This window comes from Pseudomonas sp. ADAK2, assembly GCF_012935755.1.
In the GTDB taxonomy this organism is placed as follows: domain Bacteria; phylum Pseudomonadota; class Gammaproteobacteria; order Pseudomonadales; family Pseudomonadaceae; genus Aquipseudomonas.
In genome coordinates, this window is sequence record NZ_CP052862.1 from 3,659,339 (window position 1) to 3,674,783 (window position 15,445).

Here is a 15,445-nt window from a genome sequence, read left to right on the forward strand (position 1 = left end):
GCATCTAAATGCGCAGACGTTCCATGCCCATGTTCCAAGGCCTGCTGTGGGCCTCCTTGCTCAGCGGCCTGCCACTGACTGCCGCCGTGGCGGCCGTCGGCAATTGCGCCGCACTGGGCCCGTTGCCGGCGGTGCTGGAAGTTGGTGAAGGGTTGCAACAAGAACTGCAATCGGCGGTGGCGATCACTCGGGTGGCGGTGGGCGATCCGAAAATCGCCGATGTGCGGGTCAACGGCAATCAGGCGTTCCTGGTCACCGGCATGGCCCCCGGCGCTACCAGCCTGATGGTCTGGACAGCCTGCGCCAGCGCACCGCGCCAGAGCATGGTATTCGTGCAAGGCAAGGCCACGGCGGCCATGACCAGCGCCACCCGTTTGCCGTCCGATGACCCGTTGCTGCCGTCGCAAGTGCAGACCGATATTCGCTTCGTCGAAGTCAGCCGCACCAAACTGAAAGAAGCCGGCACCTCGATCTACGGCAAGAACTCCAACTTCCTGTTCGGCTCGCCGGGCACGGTGCCCAACACCGCCGTCACCCCTCGCGTGTTGCCGCTGCGCAACCTCGACCCGCGCATCGCCGTGCCGAGCATTCCCCTGGCCAACGACATGTTCAACATCGTCGCTGGCGGCGGTAATTTCCTCGCCATCATCAATGCCATGGAAGGCAGCGGCTTTGCCTACACCCTGGCGCGGCCGAGCCTGGTGGCGATCAGCGGCCAGAGCGCAAGTTTTCTCGCCGGCGGTGAAATCCCGATCCCGGTGCCCAGCGCCAACAGCAACAGCTACTCCATCGAGTACAAGGAATTCGGCATTCGCCTGACCCTGACGCCGACCGTGGTCAGCCGCGATCGCATCGCCCTCAAAGTGGCGCCAGAGGTCAGTGAACTGGACTACAACAACGGCGTGACCATCGGCGGCACCACCGTGCCGGCGTTCACCATTCGCCGCACCGACACCAGCATTTCCCTGGCCGATGGCGAGAGCTTCGTTATCAGCGGCTTGATCAGCACCCAGAACTCGTCACAGGTCGAAAAATTTCCCGGCCTGGGCGACATCCCGGTGATCGGCGCGTTTTTTCGCAACTCGTCGATCAAACGCGAAGAGCGCGAACTGCTGATGATCGTCACCCCGCACCTGGTGCAGCCATTGGCGGCCAACGCGCAATTGCCGTCGCTGCCCGGGGAAAAACTGCGCAACTACGACCCCAACTGGTATCGCCTGTACTTCCTCGAAAACGGCAATTTCGATAAACGCAGCGGGTTATCGCAATGAGCCAGAACCTGAACCAGACCTTCCTCGCCATCACCCGCAACAGCACCGACCTTGAGTGGCTGCAAGGCGCGCTCGCACCGCTGGGGCAAGTGGTCAGCGCCGGTGGCGGCAGTCTTGACGAGTTGCTGGCGCTGGTCGACGTGACCTTCGCCAGCCTGGTGTTCGTGGGCCTGGACCGTGAACACGTGGTGGCCCAGAGCGCGTTGATCGAAGGCGCACTGGAAGCCAAACCGATGCTGGCGGTGGTCGCGTTGGGCGACGGCATGGACAACCAATTGGTGCTCAACGCCATGCGTGCCGGGGCGCGGGATTTCGTCGCTTATGGCTCGCGTTCCAGTGAGGTCGCCGGGCTGGTGCGACGCTTGAGCAAACGCCTGCCGCCGGTGGCACCCAACACGCAACTCGGTGGCCTGACAGTGCTGTATGGCGTGCAAAGCAACGCTGACGGCGCGCTGCTGGCCAATCACATGGCGCAAGTGGTGCAGAAGAGCGGGCAGCAAACCCTGCTGCTGGACCTGGGCCTGCCCCGCGGCGACAGCCTGGCCTTGCTCGGCCTTGAGAGTTCATTCCACTTCGGCGACGCGTTGCGGCATTTGCGGCGCCTCGACGCGACGCTGATCGACAGCGCCTTCACCAGTGCCGAGGCCGGGCTGCGCATCCTCGCTTACGCCAGCAGCGACGAGCCGCTGGAACACACCAGCGCCGCCGAGTTGTACATGCTGCTCAGCGCCTTGCGCCAACACTTCCAGCACATTGTGGTGAACCTCACCGGCCAGCCGGACAGCGAAGCGTTGCGCACCTTTGTCAGCCACTGCGACAAATTGCTGTGGTACACCGATCAGAACGTGCTCGACTGCCGGCGCAACCTGGCAGTGCTCAATCTGTGGCGCGAAAAAGGCATGAAACTCGATCACGCACGGCTGCTGGTGGACCGCTATTTGCGCAGCGTCGCCCCGGACGCCGAGACCCTGGGCAAGAGCTTCGGCCTTGAGGTCATTGCCGTCCTCGCCTACAGCCCCGAAGTGCGGCTCAACGCTAAGAACCAGGGCGTGACGCTGTTCCAGTTTGCCCCCCGCGAAGTCCTCACCCAGAGCCTGCGCACCCTCGGCGAACGGCTGGCAAAACGTTCCGAAGGCCTGGCCAAACCCAAGGCCGGCTGGTTCAACCGCCTGAGGGGTACACCATGAGCGGCGAAAAACTGTTCGGCGCGCCCCAGCGCGGACCGGTCGGCAACAGTGACCACGAAGGCCTGAAACTGGTGTTGCATCGCTACATCATCGACGCCATCGAGGAGTCCGGGAAAAACCTGCTGGAAGGCTCGCGACCCGTGCTGTCGCAGTTCGTGACCGACAAGGTCGCCGAGTACATCGCCCGCCTGCACCTGGCGATATCGCGCTATGAAATGGAACGCCTGGCCGAAGAAATCGTCGACGAACTCACCGGTTTCGGTCCGCTCGAAGTCCTGTTGCGCGACCCGGCGGTGACCGAGATTCTGGTCAACGGTCCACACCGGGTCTTCATCGAACGCGAAGGCGTGCTGCATCAAAGTGACCTGCGTTTTATCGACGCCCACCACGTTGAACGGGTGATGCAACGGATCCTCGCGCCACTCGGGCGACGGCTCGATGAGTCCTCACCGATGGTCGATGCGCGGCTGCCTGATGGCAGTCGGGTCAACGCGATCATTCCGCCGATTGCCCTCGATGGCCCGTGCCTGTCGATTCGTAAATTTCGCAAGGACATGCTCAAGAGCAATGACCTGATGGCCATGCAGACCATCGATCAGGCGATCTTCGATTTCTTTCAGGACGCCGTGGGCAAGCGCTGCAACATCCTGATCAGCGGCGGCACCGGCACCGGCAAAACCACATTGCTGAACATTCTCAGCCAGTTGATCAACCCTCACGAGCGTCTGGTCACGATCGAAGACGTCGCGGAATTGCAGTTGGGCCATCCCCATGTGGTTCGCCTGGAAACCCGTCCGCCGAATGCCGAAGGCCACGGCGAAGTGAAGTCCAGCGACTTGATCCGCAACGCCCTGCGCATGCGCCCGGATCGGATCATTCTCGGCGAGATTCGCGGCGTCGAAGTGCTCGATGTGCTCACCGCGATGAACACCGGCCACGACGGTTCCATGAGCACCGTGCACGCGAACAACGCCCAGGATGCCCTGTTGCGCCTGGAGACCCTGGTGGGCCTGACCGGCCGGACCATCGCCGAGCGCACCCTGCGCCAGATGATCTGCGCGGCACTGGATGTGGTAATCCAGTTGACCCGTCTGCCCGATGGCCGGCGCTGTGTCAGTGAGGTGGTGGAGGTGGTCGGCGTGCGCGACGACGTCTACGTGACCAACACGTTATTCCGCCTCGACCGGCGTACCGGTTTCGGCTTTCTGCGCGAGGCGATCAACCCCGCCGGCGACAAATTGCGCCGCGAGTCGGCGCTCATTCAGTTTCCGAACTGAGGGCCCGAGCATGCTCAAGGTGCTGCTGCTCATCCTGGTGTGCCTGACGCTGCTCGGGTTATCGGCGCGGATGTTCCAGCGCGGATTACGCCAGACCGCCACCGAAAGGGTCATCGGTCGCCTGACCCAGGGGCAGCCGCAATTGCTGGTGCAAAAGTCGTCGTGGGTCGGCCTGGAGCGGGCCTTTCTGCGCGCCGGCCTCGGACGCCCCACCGAACGCCTCGGCGTGTGGTTGCTGCTGTGGGCGCTGGGTATCGTGATCGGTTTTGCGCTGGGTGGCTGGCCCGGCCTTTTGGTGTTGCTGGCGGTGCCGCCGTTGCTCCTGCGGCTGTACGTCGGTTGGCGTTACCAGCGCCGGCTCAAGCGCATGATCGAACAATTGCCGCAGTTGCTCGACCATACCGTGCGCAGCCTGAAATCCGGACGCACCCTGGCCGATGCCGTGCTCGGTGGTATCGATGCCGCCGAAGACCCGTTGAAAAACGCCATGAGCCGGGTCCGGCGTAACGTGCAGTTGGGAGTCAGCCTGCCGGATGCCGCGTCAGACTTCGCCGAGCTGTATGAGCAGGAGGAGTTTCGCCTGTTCGCGCTGGGGCTGAAGGTCAATCACCGCTACGGCGGCAACGCCAGCGAGCTGCTGGAAAACCTGATCAAGATGATTCGCGAACGTGACCAGGCCGCGCGTCAGCTCAGCGCCATGACCGGTGAAACCCGCGTCACCGCGATCGTCCTCGCCGGGTTGCCGATCAGCCTTGCCGGTTACTTCCTGTTGTCCAACCCGCAATACCTGCTCGCCATGTGGCACGACGGTTCGGGGCAGATCATGCTCGCCACCGCGTTCGGTTTGCAGGTGGTGGGTTGCCTGGCGCTGTGGCGCATGTTGCGCAGCCTATGAACATTCCGTTGCTGATCAGCGCACTGCTACTGCTCACCGCTGTTGTGTTGCTGTTCGCCGGCCTGTTGGACCAACAACGCCGGGTGCGCCAAGTGACGCGGCGGCTGGATGGAAAAACGCCGGACCGGCATCGCTTCAGCCGTTGGCTGCAAGTGCTGGGCAACAGCCGGATCGGTCAGCGCTCGGTCAAACTGGACACTGAAACCCAAGTCTTGCTCAACCGTCTGGGCTGGCGCAGTGCGCGGCGGCGCTCACTGTTCGCGGCGTTCCAGGTCGGCGTGCCGGTACTGGCGCTGGCGCTGACGTTGCTGATCCAGGGGATATTTTTCCCTGACCAGGACAACCATTGGATCGCCCCGGCCTTCGCCACCGGCATCGGTTATCTACTGCCCAAACGCTTGCTGGTCGCGGCCGCGCAACACCGGCAAAAACAACTGGCGACCGAGATTTCCACCTTCATTCCGTTGCTGCGCATTTTGTTTGAGTCGGGCATGGCGGTGGAACAGGCGCTGCGGGTGTTGAGCATCGAAGGCAAACATTTACTGCCGGCGCTGACCCATGAGTTGCGCCTGGTGCTGGCCCGGGTCGACTCAGGCCTGGAGTTGGGCGAGGAACTGAACAAGGCCAGTCGGTTGCTGGCGGTGGATGAGTTCAGCGACACCTGCGTGATCCTCCAGCAATTGATCCACCAGGGCGGCGGCGCGATGAAATCCTTGCTGGCGCTGAAACGGGTGCTCGATGACCGGCGCCTGACGCGCTTGCAGGAATACATCTCCAAGATGTCCGCCAAAATGTCCGTCGTGATGATGCTGTTCCTCTTCCCGGCGTTATTGATCGTGCTGGCCGGCCCGGGCTTCACCGCCCTGGCCCGGGCCTTTGCTTCTTGAGGGGAATGTGATGAAAGCGATGATGGCCGGTTTGAGTCTGCTGTTGCTCGGTGGCTGCGCGAGCAACGGGCAGGACCCGTGGAGCGCCTTGACCAACAGCGCCAGTTGCAGCAAGCCCAGCTCCGAGCAACAGCTGTCGTTGAACCTGGCCGACGACATGGCCAAGGACGGCAAACTGCACGCCAGCCTGGCCAACCTGCAAAACCTGCCCGACAACCTGGCCGACGTGCGCTTGCGCAAGGCCAAGGTCTATCGGCTGCTGGGCCGCAACGAAGCCGAGCCGTTGTACCGCAGCCTGCTCGGCAGTTGCATGGCCGCCGAAGCCGAACATGGCCTGGGCCAACTCGCCGCGGCCAATGGCGATAACGGTCAAGCCCAGGCCCACTTGCAACGGGCCGCACGCCTGGCGCCCACCGACGAAAAAATCCGCAACGACCTGGGCGTGGTCTACCTCAATCAACTGCGGGTCGAAGACGCCAAGTTCGAATTTCTCACCGCGATGGAATTGAAACAGAGCGACCAATTGGCGGCGGTGAACCTGGTGACACTGTTGATCTACCAGGACGACTGGAGCCGCGCCGCCGAACTGGTCAGCCGTGTCGGCCTGAGCCCGGCGCAAGTGACTGAGGCCCAGGCTCGCGCAGAAAGACTCAAGGCGCCGGGCAAGGTTGCGCCAACTGTGGCGGCGCAGGTCGCCGCCGTCACTGCATCGCCCCTTCAATAGACGAGGTCCTTGATGAAAAAAACCACCCTGTGCGGCCTCGCCCTGCTGACCCTGCCACTGGGCGCATTCGCCATCGACGCCGGCCCCGCGTCGCCGCAACAACAGGAAACCGAAGGCTGGTTGCAGCTGCAAAGCCGCAACACGGTGGCCTCGCTTAAGTTGCAAACCGCAACCGCGACCGAGCGCGAACTGAGCATGCAGCGCTGGTTGAAAAGCTACCTGCATGAGATACCGAAGTTCTTTGATCAGGATGAGGGCGGGAAAGTCGACAGTGGGTCGGGGGAATAGTGAGTTCCTGCTATCGCTTCAAGAGTGTGGTGGCAAAGACACCGGGCTCGATGTTGTTCGGTTTTTGCCACGGTTAAACAGTTTTTTCGTGAGCGTTTATAGACACCCAGTGTTACGTCATAAACGGCTACAACGCCTTGCGTCGTTGCCTACGCGTAAGCCAGAATCCGCCGGCTTGTGCGGCTGTGGGGTGGGCTATATCGTTTCCGGGTCACTGCAAAACAGTGATCGGGTTTGGTAGCCCGTCGTGACAGTCGTATGGCAACACCTTATGCAGCCCTGTTGTTGGGACTCGCTTTATATGGTGGTCATGCGTGGGGCTCATTCGTGAGCGCCGGGTTTTCTGTCGCGACCGGTCTACCAACCCATGCATGGCCGCCACCCATTCGTTTGGTAGCGAGGGTGATGGCTCCTTGAGATTTGCGACGGAGTTCTAACAATGTTCAAAGTTACGCCTAACCCCCCGAACACCGGTCCAGTACCCTACGACGCCTCTTTCGATCTTGATCCCAAGAAAATGAAATTGGCGGCCGACCGCGCGCTCAACTTCTACCTCAACCCCGGGGCGACGAAAACGCAGATACCGCCCCGAAAGCCCAACAACTTCTACACCATCGACGCAGCGGTGGATGACGAAACGTTGCTGGTCGACGCCAGCGAGGCGTTGGGATCAGCCCGCAAGATGGTCAACGATCTCGTCGACTTAACGGACGGCGAGCGACGCCATACGATGCTGGTGCTGCATCGGGTGATCTTGATGGGTGAGTTAGCGGTCAATCGCGTGCTGGACAACCACAAGCCTGGGTAACCGCCAGGCGCGGCAGTGAGGGGGCTTGCTCCCTCACTGCCTCTGCGCGCTCGGCCTCTATCAGTGCGCGGTCACACGCTGGCGCAACCCGGAATTGCTCGGCGACAGGGCCAACGCCAATTGCGTGCGGTTATGCATGTGGGTCAGGCGCAGCACCTGGGACACGTACAACTTCACCGTGTTCTCGGTAATCCCCAGCTCACAGGCAATTTGATAGTTGGTCTGGCCCTTGCCCACCAACCGCGCCACATCGAGCTGGCGGGGCGACAGCTGATTGAAAATCGCCGGGATCTCTTGCCGCTCCGCCTCACTCGGCTCGCGGTTGTCAGTACCCAGCAACGCCGACGAACGCGGTGCGCGGCGCACCCGGTCCAGATCCTGGTAAAGGTCGTCAATCGACTCGGACAAGTACTGTAACTTCTGATTCAAATGCCCGAGCTGCACATCTTTCTGCCGCTCCTGCAACGCCACTTCCTGGCGCTGCAAACCTTCCAGCAATTCATCCAGATCAATCGGCTTCTGATAGTAATCGGCGATCCCGGCGCGCAAGGCCTTGATCACATCCTGCTTGTCGGCGCGCCCGGTGAGCATGATCGCCTCGAACGCCCGGTGCCGGCCGCACAGGCGTTTCAGCTCCTGCACCAGTTGGATGCCGTCCATGTCCGGCATGTGCAAATCGCACAGCACCAGACCGATGTCCGGGTCTTGGGTGAAGCGCTCGAGCGCCTGGGTGCTGGACTCGCACGGCACACAGCGATAACCGCTGCTCTCCAGGAACTCACACAGTTCTTCGACGACCAGAGGCTGATCGTCGACCACAAGGACTTTTACTGCGGACGTAAGCTTGTTCACGTGCTACTCCATGCCCAGGCCGAAAGCTGACCATTCCTGTACTAATAGCCGCTTGTTGTATAACTACTCTAATTTGAAAGTAGTCGCACTTTCCGACTATGTACATAGCACTAGTGGCCTGTTGCGACTAATGGATCCAAAGGAGCGTACACACCATGCCTATCAGCACGAACGGTGCGTAAGGCTGCTTCCTTGACACTTCGTGGCGAAAATACCGAAGACGCTGCCTAAGTCCTTGACTCATATGCAGCCAGACTTTTGGCGCAATCAATAACCACAACGCACTGGCCAGCCCGGCACCGATAAACGCACCGAGCAGATGCATACCGTCTGTCGCCAAGCCCAAAGCTGTCATTAATTTCACATCGCCGGCGCCCATGCGCTTCATCACGTAGCCCGGCAAGGTGAAGGCCAACGCCAGCAACACCGCCCAGCCGCCCTGCTCTGCCCCCGCGCCCAGCCACGTGTTGCCGGTCCATAACAAATACGCCAGGGCCAACCCGCCGGCGCCCAACGTCAAGGCGTTGGCAATGTGGCGCTGGCGAGCATCCTGCACGGCGCACAGCGCCAGCCAGATAATCAAGACAAGGCTCTGCATCCGGTAAAAACCGTCCGTTTTGGCTGAATGATTCTATGCTGATATTACGCAGTGATTGTCAGGGTAGACGCAGTCATGAAAGCAGGCCTCCCCCGCAAGCAAAAAGGCGCCGCCGCGATTGAGTTCGCCTTGGTGTTCGTGATCTTTTTTGCCGTGTTTTATGGGCTGGTGAGTTACAGCCTGCCGCTGTTGCTGATGCAGTCATTCAACCAGGCGACCGCCGAGGCGGTGCGCCGCAGCGTAGCGCTGGACCCAGGCACCGCCAACTACAACACTGCCGTCACCGCCCTGGCGACCACCGAACTGGCCCGGCAACTGACGTGGATTCCCGCTGCCCTGAATTTCAATGTGGCCACCGACACCGCGGCTACTTACAGCGGCGGAGTACTCAAGGTCACCATCACCTATCCAGTCGCCAAGTTGAATCAGGTGATCCCGTTCCTGGTGTTGCCGGGCATCGGCGCGGTGCCCAATCTGCCGGCCAATCTGACGGCCAGTTCGAGCCTGCAATTTTGAGTTCCGGAGACACGCTGTTCGGGCGCCTGCTCAATCGCCAATCGCCGGCCTCCTCACCCGCGTCCGAGCCCCTGAGCATGCCCGGCATCGGTTTGCAGGTGCATCTGGATGCCGAGGGCCAGGTGCTGCACTTGACCGGTCCGCTGCGCCATCTGTTGGCCCAGCAAATGCCCACCGGGCAAACCTCACACTTGCTTGACTACCTCATGCCGCAGAGCATCCTGGTGGCCGAAGGCAAGCCTGAGGACTGGCAGGGACAGAGCCTGGACCTGGATTTTTTCAGCCTCAGCGGCCAGCCCCTGCACTTGCGCGGCTGGGTCCAGCCGTTGGCCGACACCTGGCTGTTACAGCTCATGGACATCGGCGATTTGTTACTCGAGCGCCGGCAAGCGCGCAGCCGCGAACACTGCCAGTTCCTGGCGACGCAGATCAGCGAACAACTGCGTTTGTGCAGCCTGACGCGCCTGCCCGAGGTGTTGACAGAACAACTGCAAGGCCTGGCGCAACGCTTCCACATCCCGTGCCTCGCCGTGGCCTTGCTCGACGAGCACGAAGAAGGCTGGCAGGTTCACCAGCAATTTGCCGCCTTCGATGCCCCGGCGCTGTGGCAGACCGGGCAACACCTTGGCGCCGGCCTCGACAGCTTGAGCGGCTCCGCGCCCCAGCGCATGACCCTCACTGAGCATCCACGCCTGCAAAGTACGTTCGGCAATGCCGAGGGCCTGGCCGTGCCCTATCACGATGCCCAGGGTGTGGTCGCCTGGCTGCTCTGCGGTTTCTACCCGGTGCAACAACACGCGCCGGACTTGAGCGAGCGCGATTGGTTGCAACTGTGCGCCGCCCTCGCCGGCCCGTTGCTGGAGCGTTTGCGCGAACACTGGCATCACTTGCAACTGGAGCGGCTGGAGTCGTTGCAAGCCTTGCTCGGTACCGGTTGGTGGGAACTTTTCAGCGCGCAGGCCGAGGTGCAACTGGCGCCGTCGCTGGCCAATACCTTGCACTTGGCGAGCAGCCGACTGCCGCTGCACGACTGGCTGGATCAGGTCCACCCTGCCGACCGCGAAGAACTGCGCAGCCACCTGCAAACCTTGCGCGACGAAGGCACGACATTCGTCTCGTGCGTGCGCCTGCATCACCCCGACGCGCCACACAGCGCCGCGTGGTATCGCCTGCAAGGCCAGGCCCTGGGCATCGGCCAAAACCGTCGTCTGGTGGGGTTCATGCTCGACATCAGCGACATCAAGAACCAGGAGCAACACGCCGCCGCGGCCCATGCGCGGCTGGACAATCTGATCGCCAGTTCACCGGCGGTGATCTACGTGCAACGCTACGTCGAAGGGGCGCTGCAACCGACGTTTTTCAGCGACAGCCTGCTGCCGCTGCTGGGCTGGAACCTGGCCGATATCAGCAACGGCTCACTGGTGGAACGGGTTCACCCCGAAGACCGCGAGCGCTACTTCGAACGCACCCGACAGTTGTTACGTCAGGGCTCGGTGCGCGCCCGCTATCGACTGCGCGACAGTCGCGGCGATTATCACTGGCTGCTCGACGAAGCCAAGCTACTGCGCGATGACCTCGGCCTGCCGGTGGAAGCCGTCGGTTTGTGGCTGGACGTCACCGAAGCAACCCTGGCGGCCGAGGCGGTGAAACAGAGCGAAGAACGCTATCGAATACTGGTGGAAGATTCCCCGGCGATGATCTGCCGTTATCGCCCGGACCTGACCCTGAGCTTTGGCAACCGGCCGCTGGCGACGTATCTGGAATGCCAGCCCGAACAACTGCCCGGGGTGAATCTGGGCAGTTGGATGTCGCCGGAACAACGGGAAGCCTTCCTTCAGCGGATCGGGCAACTGAGCCCGGAACTCCCGGTCAGCACTGCGGAAATCAACCTGCAATTGCCGGGACGGGAACACGCCTGGTGGGTCTGGTCGGATCGAGGAGTGTTCGATGAACAGGGCCGTTTGCTCGAAGTCCAGGCCGTGGGCCGTGACAACACGGAAGTGCGCCGCTCCCAGCAGCAACTGACCCAAAGCGCAAAAATGGCCACCCTCGGCGAAATGGCCACGGGGCTGGCCCATGAAATCAATCAGCCGCTGAACGTGATGCGCATGGCCATCGTCAACGTGCTCAAGCGCCTGGGCAACGGCGATGTGCAGATCGATTACCTGACCGACAAACTCAAGCGAATCGATGCGCAGGTGCAACGGGCGGCACGGGTCGTTGACCATATGCGCGTGTTCGGCCGCCGCTCCGAGAACGAGCAGCATCCGTTCAACCCGGCCGAGGCCATCGAAGGCACGCTGGCGCTGCTGGCCGAAGGCATGCGCGGCAAGGGCGTGGAACTGCGGGTCAGCGAGCTCGGTTTTACCGTGCAGGTGCGCGGTTATGTCGATCAACTGGAACAGGTGCTGATCAACCTGATTGTCAACGCCCGGGACGCGCTGCTCAGCAAGCGCGAGGCTGACCGGGAATTCAAACCGTGGATCTCGGTGTACGCCGAACGCGATGCTCAGTCGGTGAGGCTGTGGGTCGAGGACAACGGCGGCGGCATCGATCCGCGCTTGCTGGAGCGGATTTTCGAACCGTTCTTCACCACCAAACCGGTGGGCGTCGGCACCGGGCTGGGGTTGTCGGTGAGTTACGGCATCGTCGAGAACATGGGCGGCCGCTTGAGCGTGCGCAACTCGGCCGAGGGCGCGCGGTTTTGTATCGAGTTGCCGATTGCCCCGGACGATCAGATCACCAGCGTGGCACGTCCTGAATGACAGCTGAGGTTGGCGCCGACATCGACTTTGTTCAGGTCAATGCCCAGGCTCACCAGCAAGGTGTTGATCAGCGTATCGAGCAAGGGGCTGAGGACGCTATTGATCGCGTTGACCAGCAAGGTTTTGACCGAACTGAGGATCGTCCCCAGCACACTGACCAGACTGCCCGACGGGCCATACATGTTGAGCTGGATGTTGTTCAGGGTGTCGTTCAGGCTGCTGACCACGTTGGTGGTGGCGAAGGAATAATAGAACGGTGGCTGGTTGATTTCCGGCAGGTTGGCGGCGGCCGGCGCAGCATAGACGTGGGGCATGTTGGCGTTCGCGCCCACGGTGGTATTGGCCGAGATACTGAGCCCACCGCCGACGCCCGGCGTACGCTGGGTGCAGTTGAACGGCAGTATCAGCAGGAAGCGCTGGCAGGTTTTCACGCCGATATCGATCACCTTCAACGGCTGCGCGACCACCGTTGGCGGCGTGATATTGCTGCCGAATGCCGTGGCCGGATCGATCGTGCCGATTTTCAGGTTCACCAATGACGTGCTGGTGTTGGTGGTCAGGGTTTTGCTGGTAGGACTGACGCAGCTGTAGGCGGTGACGTAGCTGTTGGCGCTGGCGACGTCCAGCGCCACATCGAGGCGGATCGGCGCCTGCAGCACGATGATGTCGGGCGTCTGGCAGGGCACACCCAACAGGCAGGTGAGCGAATCGAGCACGCCGACCAGATTAAGGTTGAGCAAGGCGTTGAGCGTATTGGTCAACGGCCCGGCCAGATCGGCCACTGCATTGACCAGCGGGGTAATGGCGTCCAGCACCGGTAAATTGATCGACAGCAGTGTGCGCACCTGGGCGGTTTTCACATAAATCCGATTGGGGCCCAACGGCGCGAGCGCCGCATTTTTCGGGTTGCCGATGGCCGACAACTGCGGCGGTTCCAGCACCTGCACCCGGGCCGTGATTTGCGCCAGCCCCGCGAGGTTGATTTGTTGGGTCGCCACCAGGCCGTTTTTCTTGTTGGCCAGTTGCACCAATGACTCCACCAGATCGAACACCTTGAGGTTGGTCGCCAGCGCCGTGATGTTGCTCCCCGCCTCGACATGCAGCAGATTGCCCAGCATCACCTTGGTGGTACCCGCCGCAACCTTCAGTGCTTGCAAACTGGCGATGGTCACGGTCGCCCCCAGCGTGCCGCCGGGGTCCAGCACATTGATGGCGGTCTGGATCAATTGGCTGACATCGACAGTGGCGCCCAACGCCTGGTCATAACCAGCGGCGGTCAGGCCAAGGTCTATCTTCAAGCGGTCCAGGTAACCGAGCAGGTTGATGTTGGTATTGATCAAGCCGTTCCAGCCCGCGACGCTGATATTGAGGTTGCCACCGAGCAAGCCACCGAACAGTGCGTTGAGCATGGCGGACTTGCTGGTATCAACGCTCAGCAAGGTACTGCGAATGGTCAGCGATGCCACTGGCGGCGGTAACGCAGCGACGGCGGTGGCGCTCAGGTTAAGGGTCGATCCGGCGGGCGCGCCGCCGAACAGCGCGCCGATGCCACCGGCAATGCTGCGCGGGACCGCATGGCTGGCGATCACTCGAATGGCTTCGCTTTTACTCGGATCGGCGCCGAAGACCCGCAGGTTGTTGGCGTCCAGAGTCAAGGCGCCGCAAGTGACGGCCAGGGTGCGAGTGGGGTCGGGAAGGATGAAACCGTTGCGCGTCGCACTGGCGGTGGCATAGGTGGTGGCCGTGGCAGCGGCGGCGCAATCGCCACCCCGGCTGGCCGCCTCCAGGGCCGCCATGTCTGCCACCCGTTGCAGGTTGCGTTTTTCCAGGTACAGCCGACCGCTATCGACCACCAGCAGCAGGAACACCAGGGCCATGCCCAGGGTCAGCGCCGCGATCAAACCGATAGCCCCCCGTTGCCGGACCGGGCCGCGAAACTGCGACATCGCGCACTCCTTCGCCGGCGCACACCTTGTGCTGCCTCCATTGGTGAAATGCAGTGTAGACAAGGGTTGGCGAGGTTGCTGGCCACACAAAACCTGTAGGAGCGAAACTTGCTCGCGAAAGCGGTGTGTCAGGCACATCCGTTTTGGATGTGCCGACGCCTTCGCGAGCAAGCTTCGCTCCTACAGGGTCAGGGGGTTTATCTGGGTGGGTAGTTGGCCAGGATCCGGCCCACTGTTTCGCGCACCGCATTGCTGCGATCCGCCGGGTTGGGGGTGCTGCTGAGTATTTGCTCGTCGCTGCCGCGCCACACCAGTTTGCCGTCCTTGCCGTCGAGCAGGTCGATCTGGATGGTCGCCACTTTGTAGCTGACGTTGCGCGTTTCGTTGTACATCGGGCCGCCCCAATAGCCGTTCCATGGGCCGCCCCAACCGCCGCCGTAATTGGTGGTCACTTGTTGCTGACGGTCTTCGACGATCAGGTAGGCCTGCACGTTCACCTCACCCTTCTGGCCCCCGGCGGCCGGGCGCAAACCGCGTTGATCCAGTTGATCGGCCACTGCCTGGCGAATGCGCTGTTCGGTCAAATCGCTTTTGATCCGAGGATCATCGGGGCGGTATTGCAGGGCGGGTTCTTTCCAGCTCCAGCTGCGATAAGCGGCGAAGTCGCGGCTGGCGTCGAAGTCATTATTGACCTGGTGGGCGCAGGCACTGAGCAGTGCGGCCACGGTCAGTATTGCGAGACGGCGGAACATGATGGTTCTCCAATTGAAGACATGAACCTTGGGAATGCTTCTTATCTACAGAAGCTAGCTTGGAGGATACGCCGACATCGCCTTTTCCACAGCCTCCCGTATCGCATCGACGCGCTGGCTCTGGTTACCCTGATTGCCGGTCTCGGCGCTGGCGCTCCACACCGGTTGACCGGTGCCGGCGTCGAACAGATCGACGCGCACTACCACGACCTGTTCCTGATACGTACGGACGATCGGCACGCTGTTGTACATGCCATAACCATTGCCGTAGCGGTTGTAGCCGCCATATCCACCGCCGTAGTAACCGTAATCGTCCTGAACCTGACGCAAGCGGGTTTCCAGATGCAGGTTGGCGCTGACAAAGAGGTCGGCCGGGCGATTGTCGTGCAATGGCCGCAAGCCGCGCTGATCGAGGGCGCTGCTGACCGCTTCGGCCACTTGCGCCGAATCCGCCCAGGCCGAACCCGGCGGCAGTTGCCCGTTGAGCCAGGCCCAACTGCGGTAGCGCCCATAGTCCCGGGGCGGTGCCGGGTAGGCGCTGCGGTCGAAAGTATTCGCCGCTTGCGCTGGCGCCGGCGGCAAGGGATTGGACGTCGCCACATAAGGGTTGCTGCCCTGGCAGGCGGCCAACCCCAGACACATCAGCAGTAACCCTGAACGCGCGTTCATGTTGTTCTCC

Annotated in this window: 15 protein-coding genes; 10 read left to right on the plus strand and 5 right to left on the minus strand. The window is 62.0% G+C overall.

The genetic code is table 11. The features are described from left to right. The first annotated feature begins 8 nt into the window (after window positions 1–8). The 8 genes from HKK52_RS16985 to HKK52_RS17020 all read left to right on the plus strand — a co-directional run bounded on the left by HKK52_RS16985 (window position 9) and on the right by HKK52_RS17020 (window position 7,337). Window positions 9–1,271, plus strand: coding sequence for a type II and III secretion system protein family protein (locus tag HKK52_RS16985; RefSeq protein WP_169371783.1), 1,263 nt, complete (start codon window positions 9–11; stop codon window positions 1,269–1,271). Continuing rightward, complete coding sequence (locus HKK52_RS16990) at window positions 1,268–2,458, plus strand: AAA family ATPase (protein ID WP_169371784.1); 1,191 nt, start codon at window positions 1,268–1,270, stop codon at window positions 2,456–2,458. Before HKK52_RS16985 ends, HKK52_RS16990 begins: the two co-directional genes overlap by 4 nt. Further along, a complete protein-coding gene (locus tag HKK52_RS16995) occupies window positions 2,455–3,735 on the plus strand; it encodes a CpaF family protein (RefSeq protein WP_169371785.1) in 1,281 nt (426 codons plus the stop codon). The genes HKK52_RS16990 and HKK52_RS16995 overlap by 4 nt, the downstream gene beginning before the upstream one ends. A 10-nt stretch (window positions 3,736–3,745) precedes the next feature. Then, the gene (locus HKK52_RS17000) at window positions 3,746–4,630 is read left to right on the plus strand and encodes a type II secretion system F family protein (RefSeq protein WP_169371786.1); all 885 of its coding nucleotides are present in this window, start codon (window positions 3,746–3,748) and stop codon (window positions 4,628–4,630) included. After that, entirely contained in the window at window positions 4,627–5,517 is an 891-nt protein-coding gene (locus tag HKK52_RS17005; protein ID WP_169371787.1) for a type II secretion system F family protein, read from the plus strand. Before HKK52_RS17000 ends, HKK52_RS17005 begins: the two co-directional genes overlap by 4 nt. Window positions 5,518–5,527: 10 nt before the next feature. After that, complete coding sequence (locus HKK52_RS17010) at window positions 5,528–6,241, plus strand: tetratricopeptide repeat protein (protein ID WP_169371788.1); 714 nt, start codon at window positions 5,528–5,530, stop codon at window positions 6,239–6,241. A gap of 12 nt (window positions 6,242–6,253) precedes the next feature. After that, window positions 6,254–6,529 carry a DUF3613 domain-containing protein gene (locus HKK52_RS17015; RefSeq protein WP_169371789.1) on the plus strand — a complete coding sequence of 92 codons (276 nt, stop codon included), beginning with the start codon at window positions 6,254–6,256 and terminating at the stop codon, window positions 6,527–6,529. Window positions 6,530–6,968: 439 nt separating this feature from the next. Then, on the plus strand, window positions 6,969–7,337 hold the full coding sequence (locus tag HKK52_RS17020; RefSeq protein WP_169371790.1) for a DUF6124 family protein: 369 nt from the start codon (window positions 6,969–6,971) through the stop codon (window positions 7,335–7,337). 60 nt (window positions 7,338–7,397) lie between these two features. Here the strand turns inward: HKK52_RS17020 and HKK52_RS17025 are convergent, their stop codons facing one another. Both HKK52_RS17025 and HKK52_RS17030 read right to left on the minus strand, forming a co-directional pair. Beyond that, window positions 7,398–8,189: a response regulator transcription factor gene (locus tag HKK52_RS17025; RefSeq protein WP_169371791.1), complete on the minus strand. Its 792-nt coding sequence runs from the start codon at window positions 8,187–8,189 to the stop codon at window positions 7,398–7,400. Window positions 8,190–8,316: 127 nt separating this feature from the next. Next, window positions 8,317–8,787 carry an A24 family peptidase gene (locus tag HKK52_RS17030; protein ID WP_169371792.1) on the minus strand — a complete coding sequence of 157 codons (471 nt, stop codon included), beginning with the start codon at window positions 8,785–8,787 and terminating at the stop codon, window positions 8,317–8,319. Between the two features lie 75 nt (window positions 8,788–8,862). Between HKK52_RS17030 and HKK52_RS17035 the strand changes: the two genes are divergently transcribed. Both HKK52_RS17035 and HKK52_RS17040 read left to right on the plus strand, forming a co-directional pair. Further along, window positions 8,863–9,303, plus strand: a complete 441-nt coding sequence (locus HKK52_RS17035) for a TadE/TadG family type IV pilus assembly protein (RefSeq protein WP_169371793.1) — start codon at window positions 8,863–8,865, stop codon at window positions 9,301–9,303. Beyond that, the gene (locus HKK52_RS17040; protein ID WP_169371794.1) at window positions 9,300–12,068 is read left to right on the plus strand and encodes a PAS domain-containing sensor histidine kinase; all 2,769 of its coding nucleotides are present in this window, start codon (window positions 9,300–9,302) and stop codon (window positions 12,066–12,068) included. The genes HKK52_RS17035 and HKK52_RS17040 overlap by 4 nt, the downstream gene beginning before the upstream one ends. Here HKK52_RS17040 and HKK52_RS17045 read toward each other — a convergent pair. From HKK52_RS17045 to HKK52_RS17055, 3 genes are all read right to left on the minus strand, one after another. Continuing rightward, window positions 12,038–14,014 (minus strand): pilus assembly protein TadG-related protein, encoded by a 1,977-nt coding sequence (locus HKK52_RS17045; protein ID WP_169371795.1) that lies wholly within the window; start codon window positions 14,012–14,014, stop codon window positions 12,038–12,040. The genes HKK52_RS17040 and HKK52_RS17045 overlap by 31 nt on opposite strands. Window positions 14,015–14,211: 197 nt before the next feature. Further along, a complete protein-coding gene (locus HKK52_RS17050; RefSeq protein ID WP_169371796.1) occupies window positions 14,212–14,766 on the minus strand; it encodes a DUF4136 domain-containing protein in 555 nt (184 codons plus the stop codon). A 54-nt stretch (window positions 14,767–14,820) separates the two neighbouring features. Next, window positions 14,821–15,435 (minus strand): DUF4136 domain-containing protein, encoded by a 615-nt coding sequence (locus tag HKK52_RS17055; protein WP_169371797.1) that lies wholly within the window; start codon window positions 15,433–15,435, stop codon window positions 14,821–14,823. Window positions 15,436–15,445: the final 10 nt, after the last annotated feature.

Bases quoted from the DNA above. Each gene is read 5' to 3' on its own strand.
- HKK52_RS17010 (WP_169371788.1), top strand. From the start codon at position 5,528: ATGAAAGCGATGATGGCCGGTTTGAGTCTGCTGTTGCTCGGTGGCTGC.
- HKK52_RS17030 (WP_169371792.1), bottom strand. From the start codon at position 8,787: ATGCAGAGCCTTGTCTTGATTATCTGGCTGGCGCTGTGCGCCGTGCAG.
- HKK52_RS17035 (WP_169371793.1), top strand. From the start codon at position 8,863: ATGAAAGCAGGCCTCCCCCGCAAGCAAAAAGGCGCCGCCGCGATTGAG.
- HKK52_RS17055 (WP_169371797.1), bottom strand. From the start codon at position 15,435: ATGAACGCGCGTTCAGGGTTACTGCTGATGTGTCTGGGGTTGGCCGCC.
- HKK52_RS16985 (WP_169371783.1), top strand. From the start codon at position 9: ATGCGCAGACGTTCCATGCCCATGTTCCAAGGCCTGCTGTGGGCCTCC.
- HKK52_RS17015 (WP_169371789.1), top strand. From the start codon at position 6,254: ATGAAAAAAACCACCCTGTGCGGCCTCGCCCTGCTGACCCTGCCACTG.
- HKK52_RS16990 (WP_169371784.1), top strand. From the start codon at position 1,268: ATGAGCCAGAACCTGAACCAGACCTTCCTCGCCATCACCCGCAACAGC.
- HKK52_RS17005 (WP_169371787.1), top strand. From the start codon at position 4,627: ATGAACATTCCGTTGCTGATCAGCGCACTGCTACTGCTCACCGCTGTT.
- HKK52_RS16995 (WP_169371785.1), top strand. From the start codon at position 2,455: ATGAGCGGCGAAAAACTGTTCGGCGCGCCCCAGCGCGGACCGGTCGGC.
- HKK52_RS17020 (WP_169371790.1), top strand. From the start codon at position 6,969: ATGTTCAAAGTTACGCCTAACCCCCCGAACACCGGTCCAGTACCCTAC.
- HKK52_RS17000 (WP_169371786.1), top strand. From the start codon at position 3,746: ATGCTCAAGGTGCTGCTGCTCATCCTGGTGTGCCTGACGCTGCTCGGG.
- HKK52_RS17050 (WP_169371796.1), bottom strand. From the start codon at position 14,766: ATGTTCCGCCGTCTCGCAATACTGACCGTGGCCGCACTGCTCAGTGCC.
- HKK52_RS17045 (WP_169371795.1), bottom strand. From the start codon at position 14,014: ATGTCGCAGTTTCGCGGCCCGGTCCGGCAACGGGGGGCTATCGGTTTG.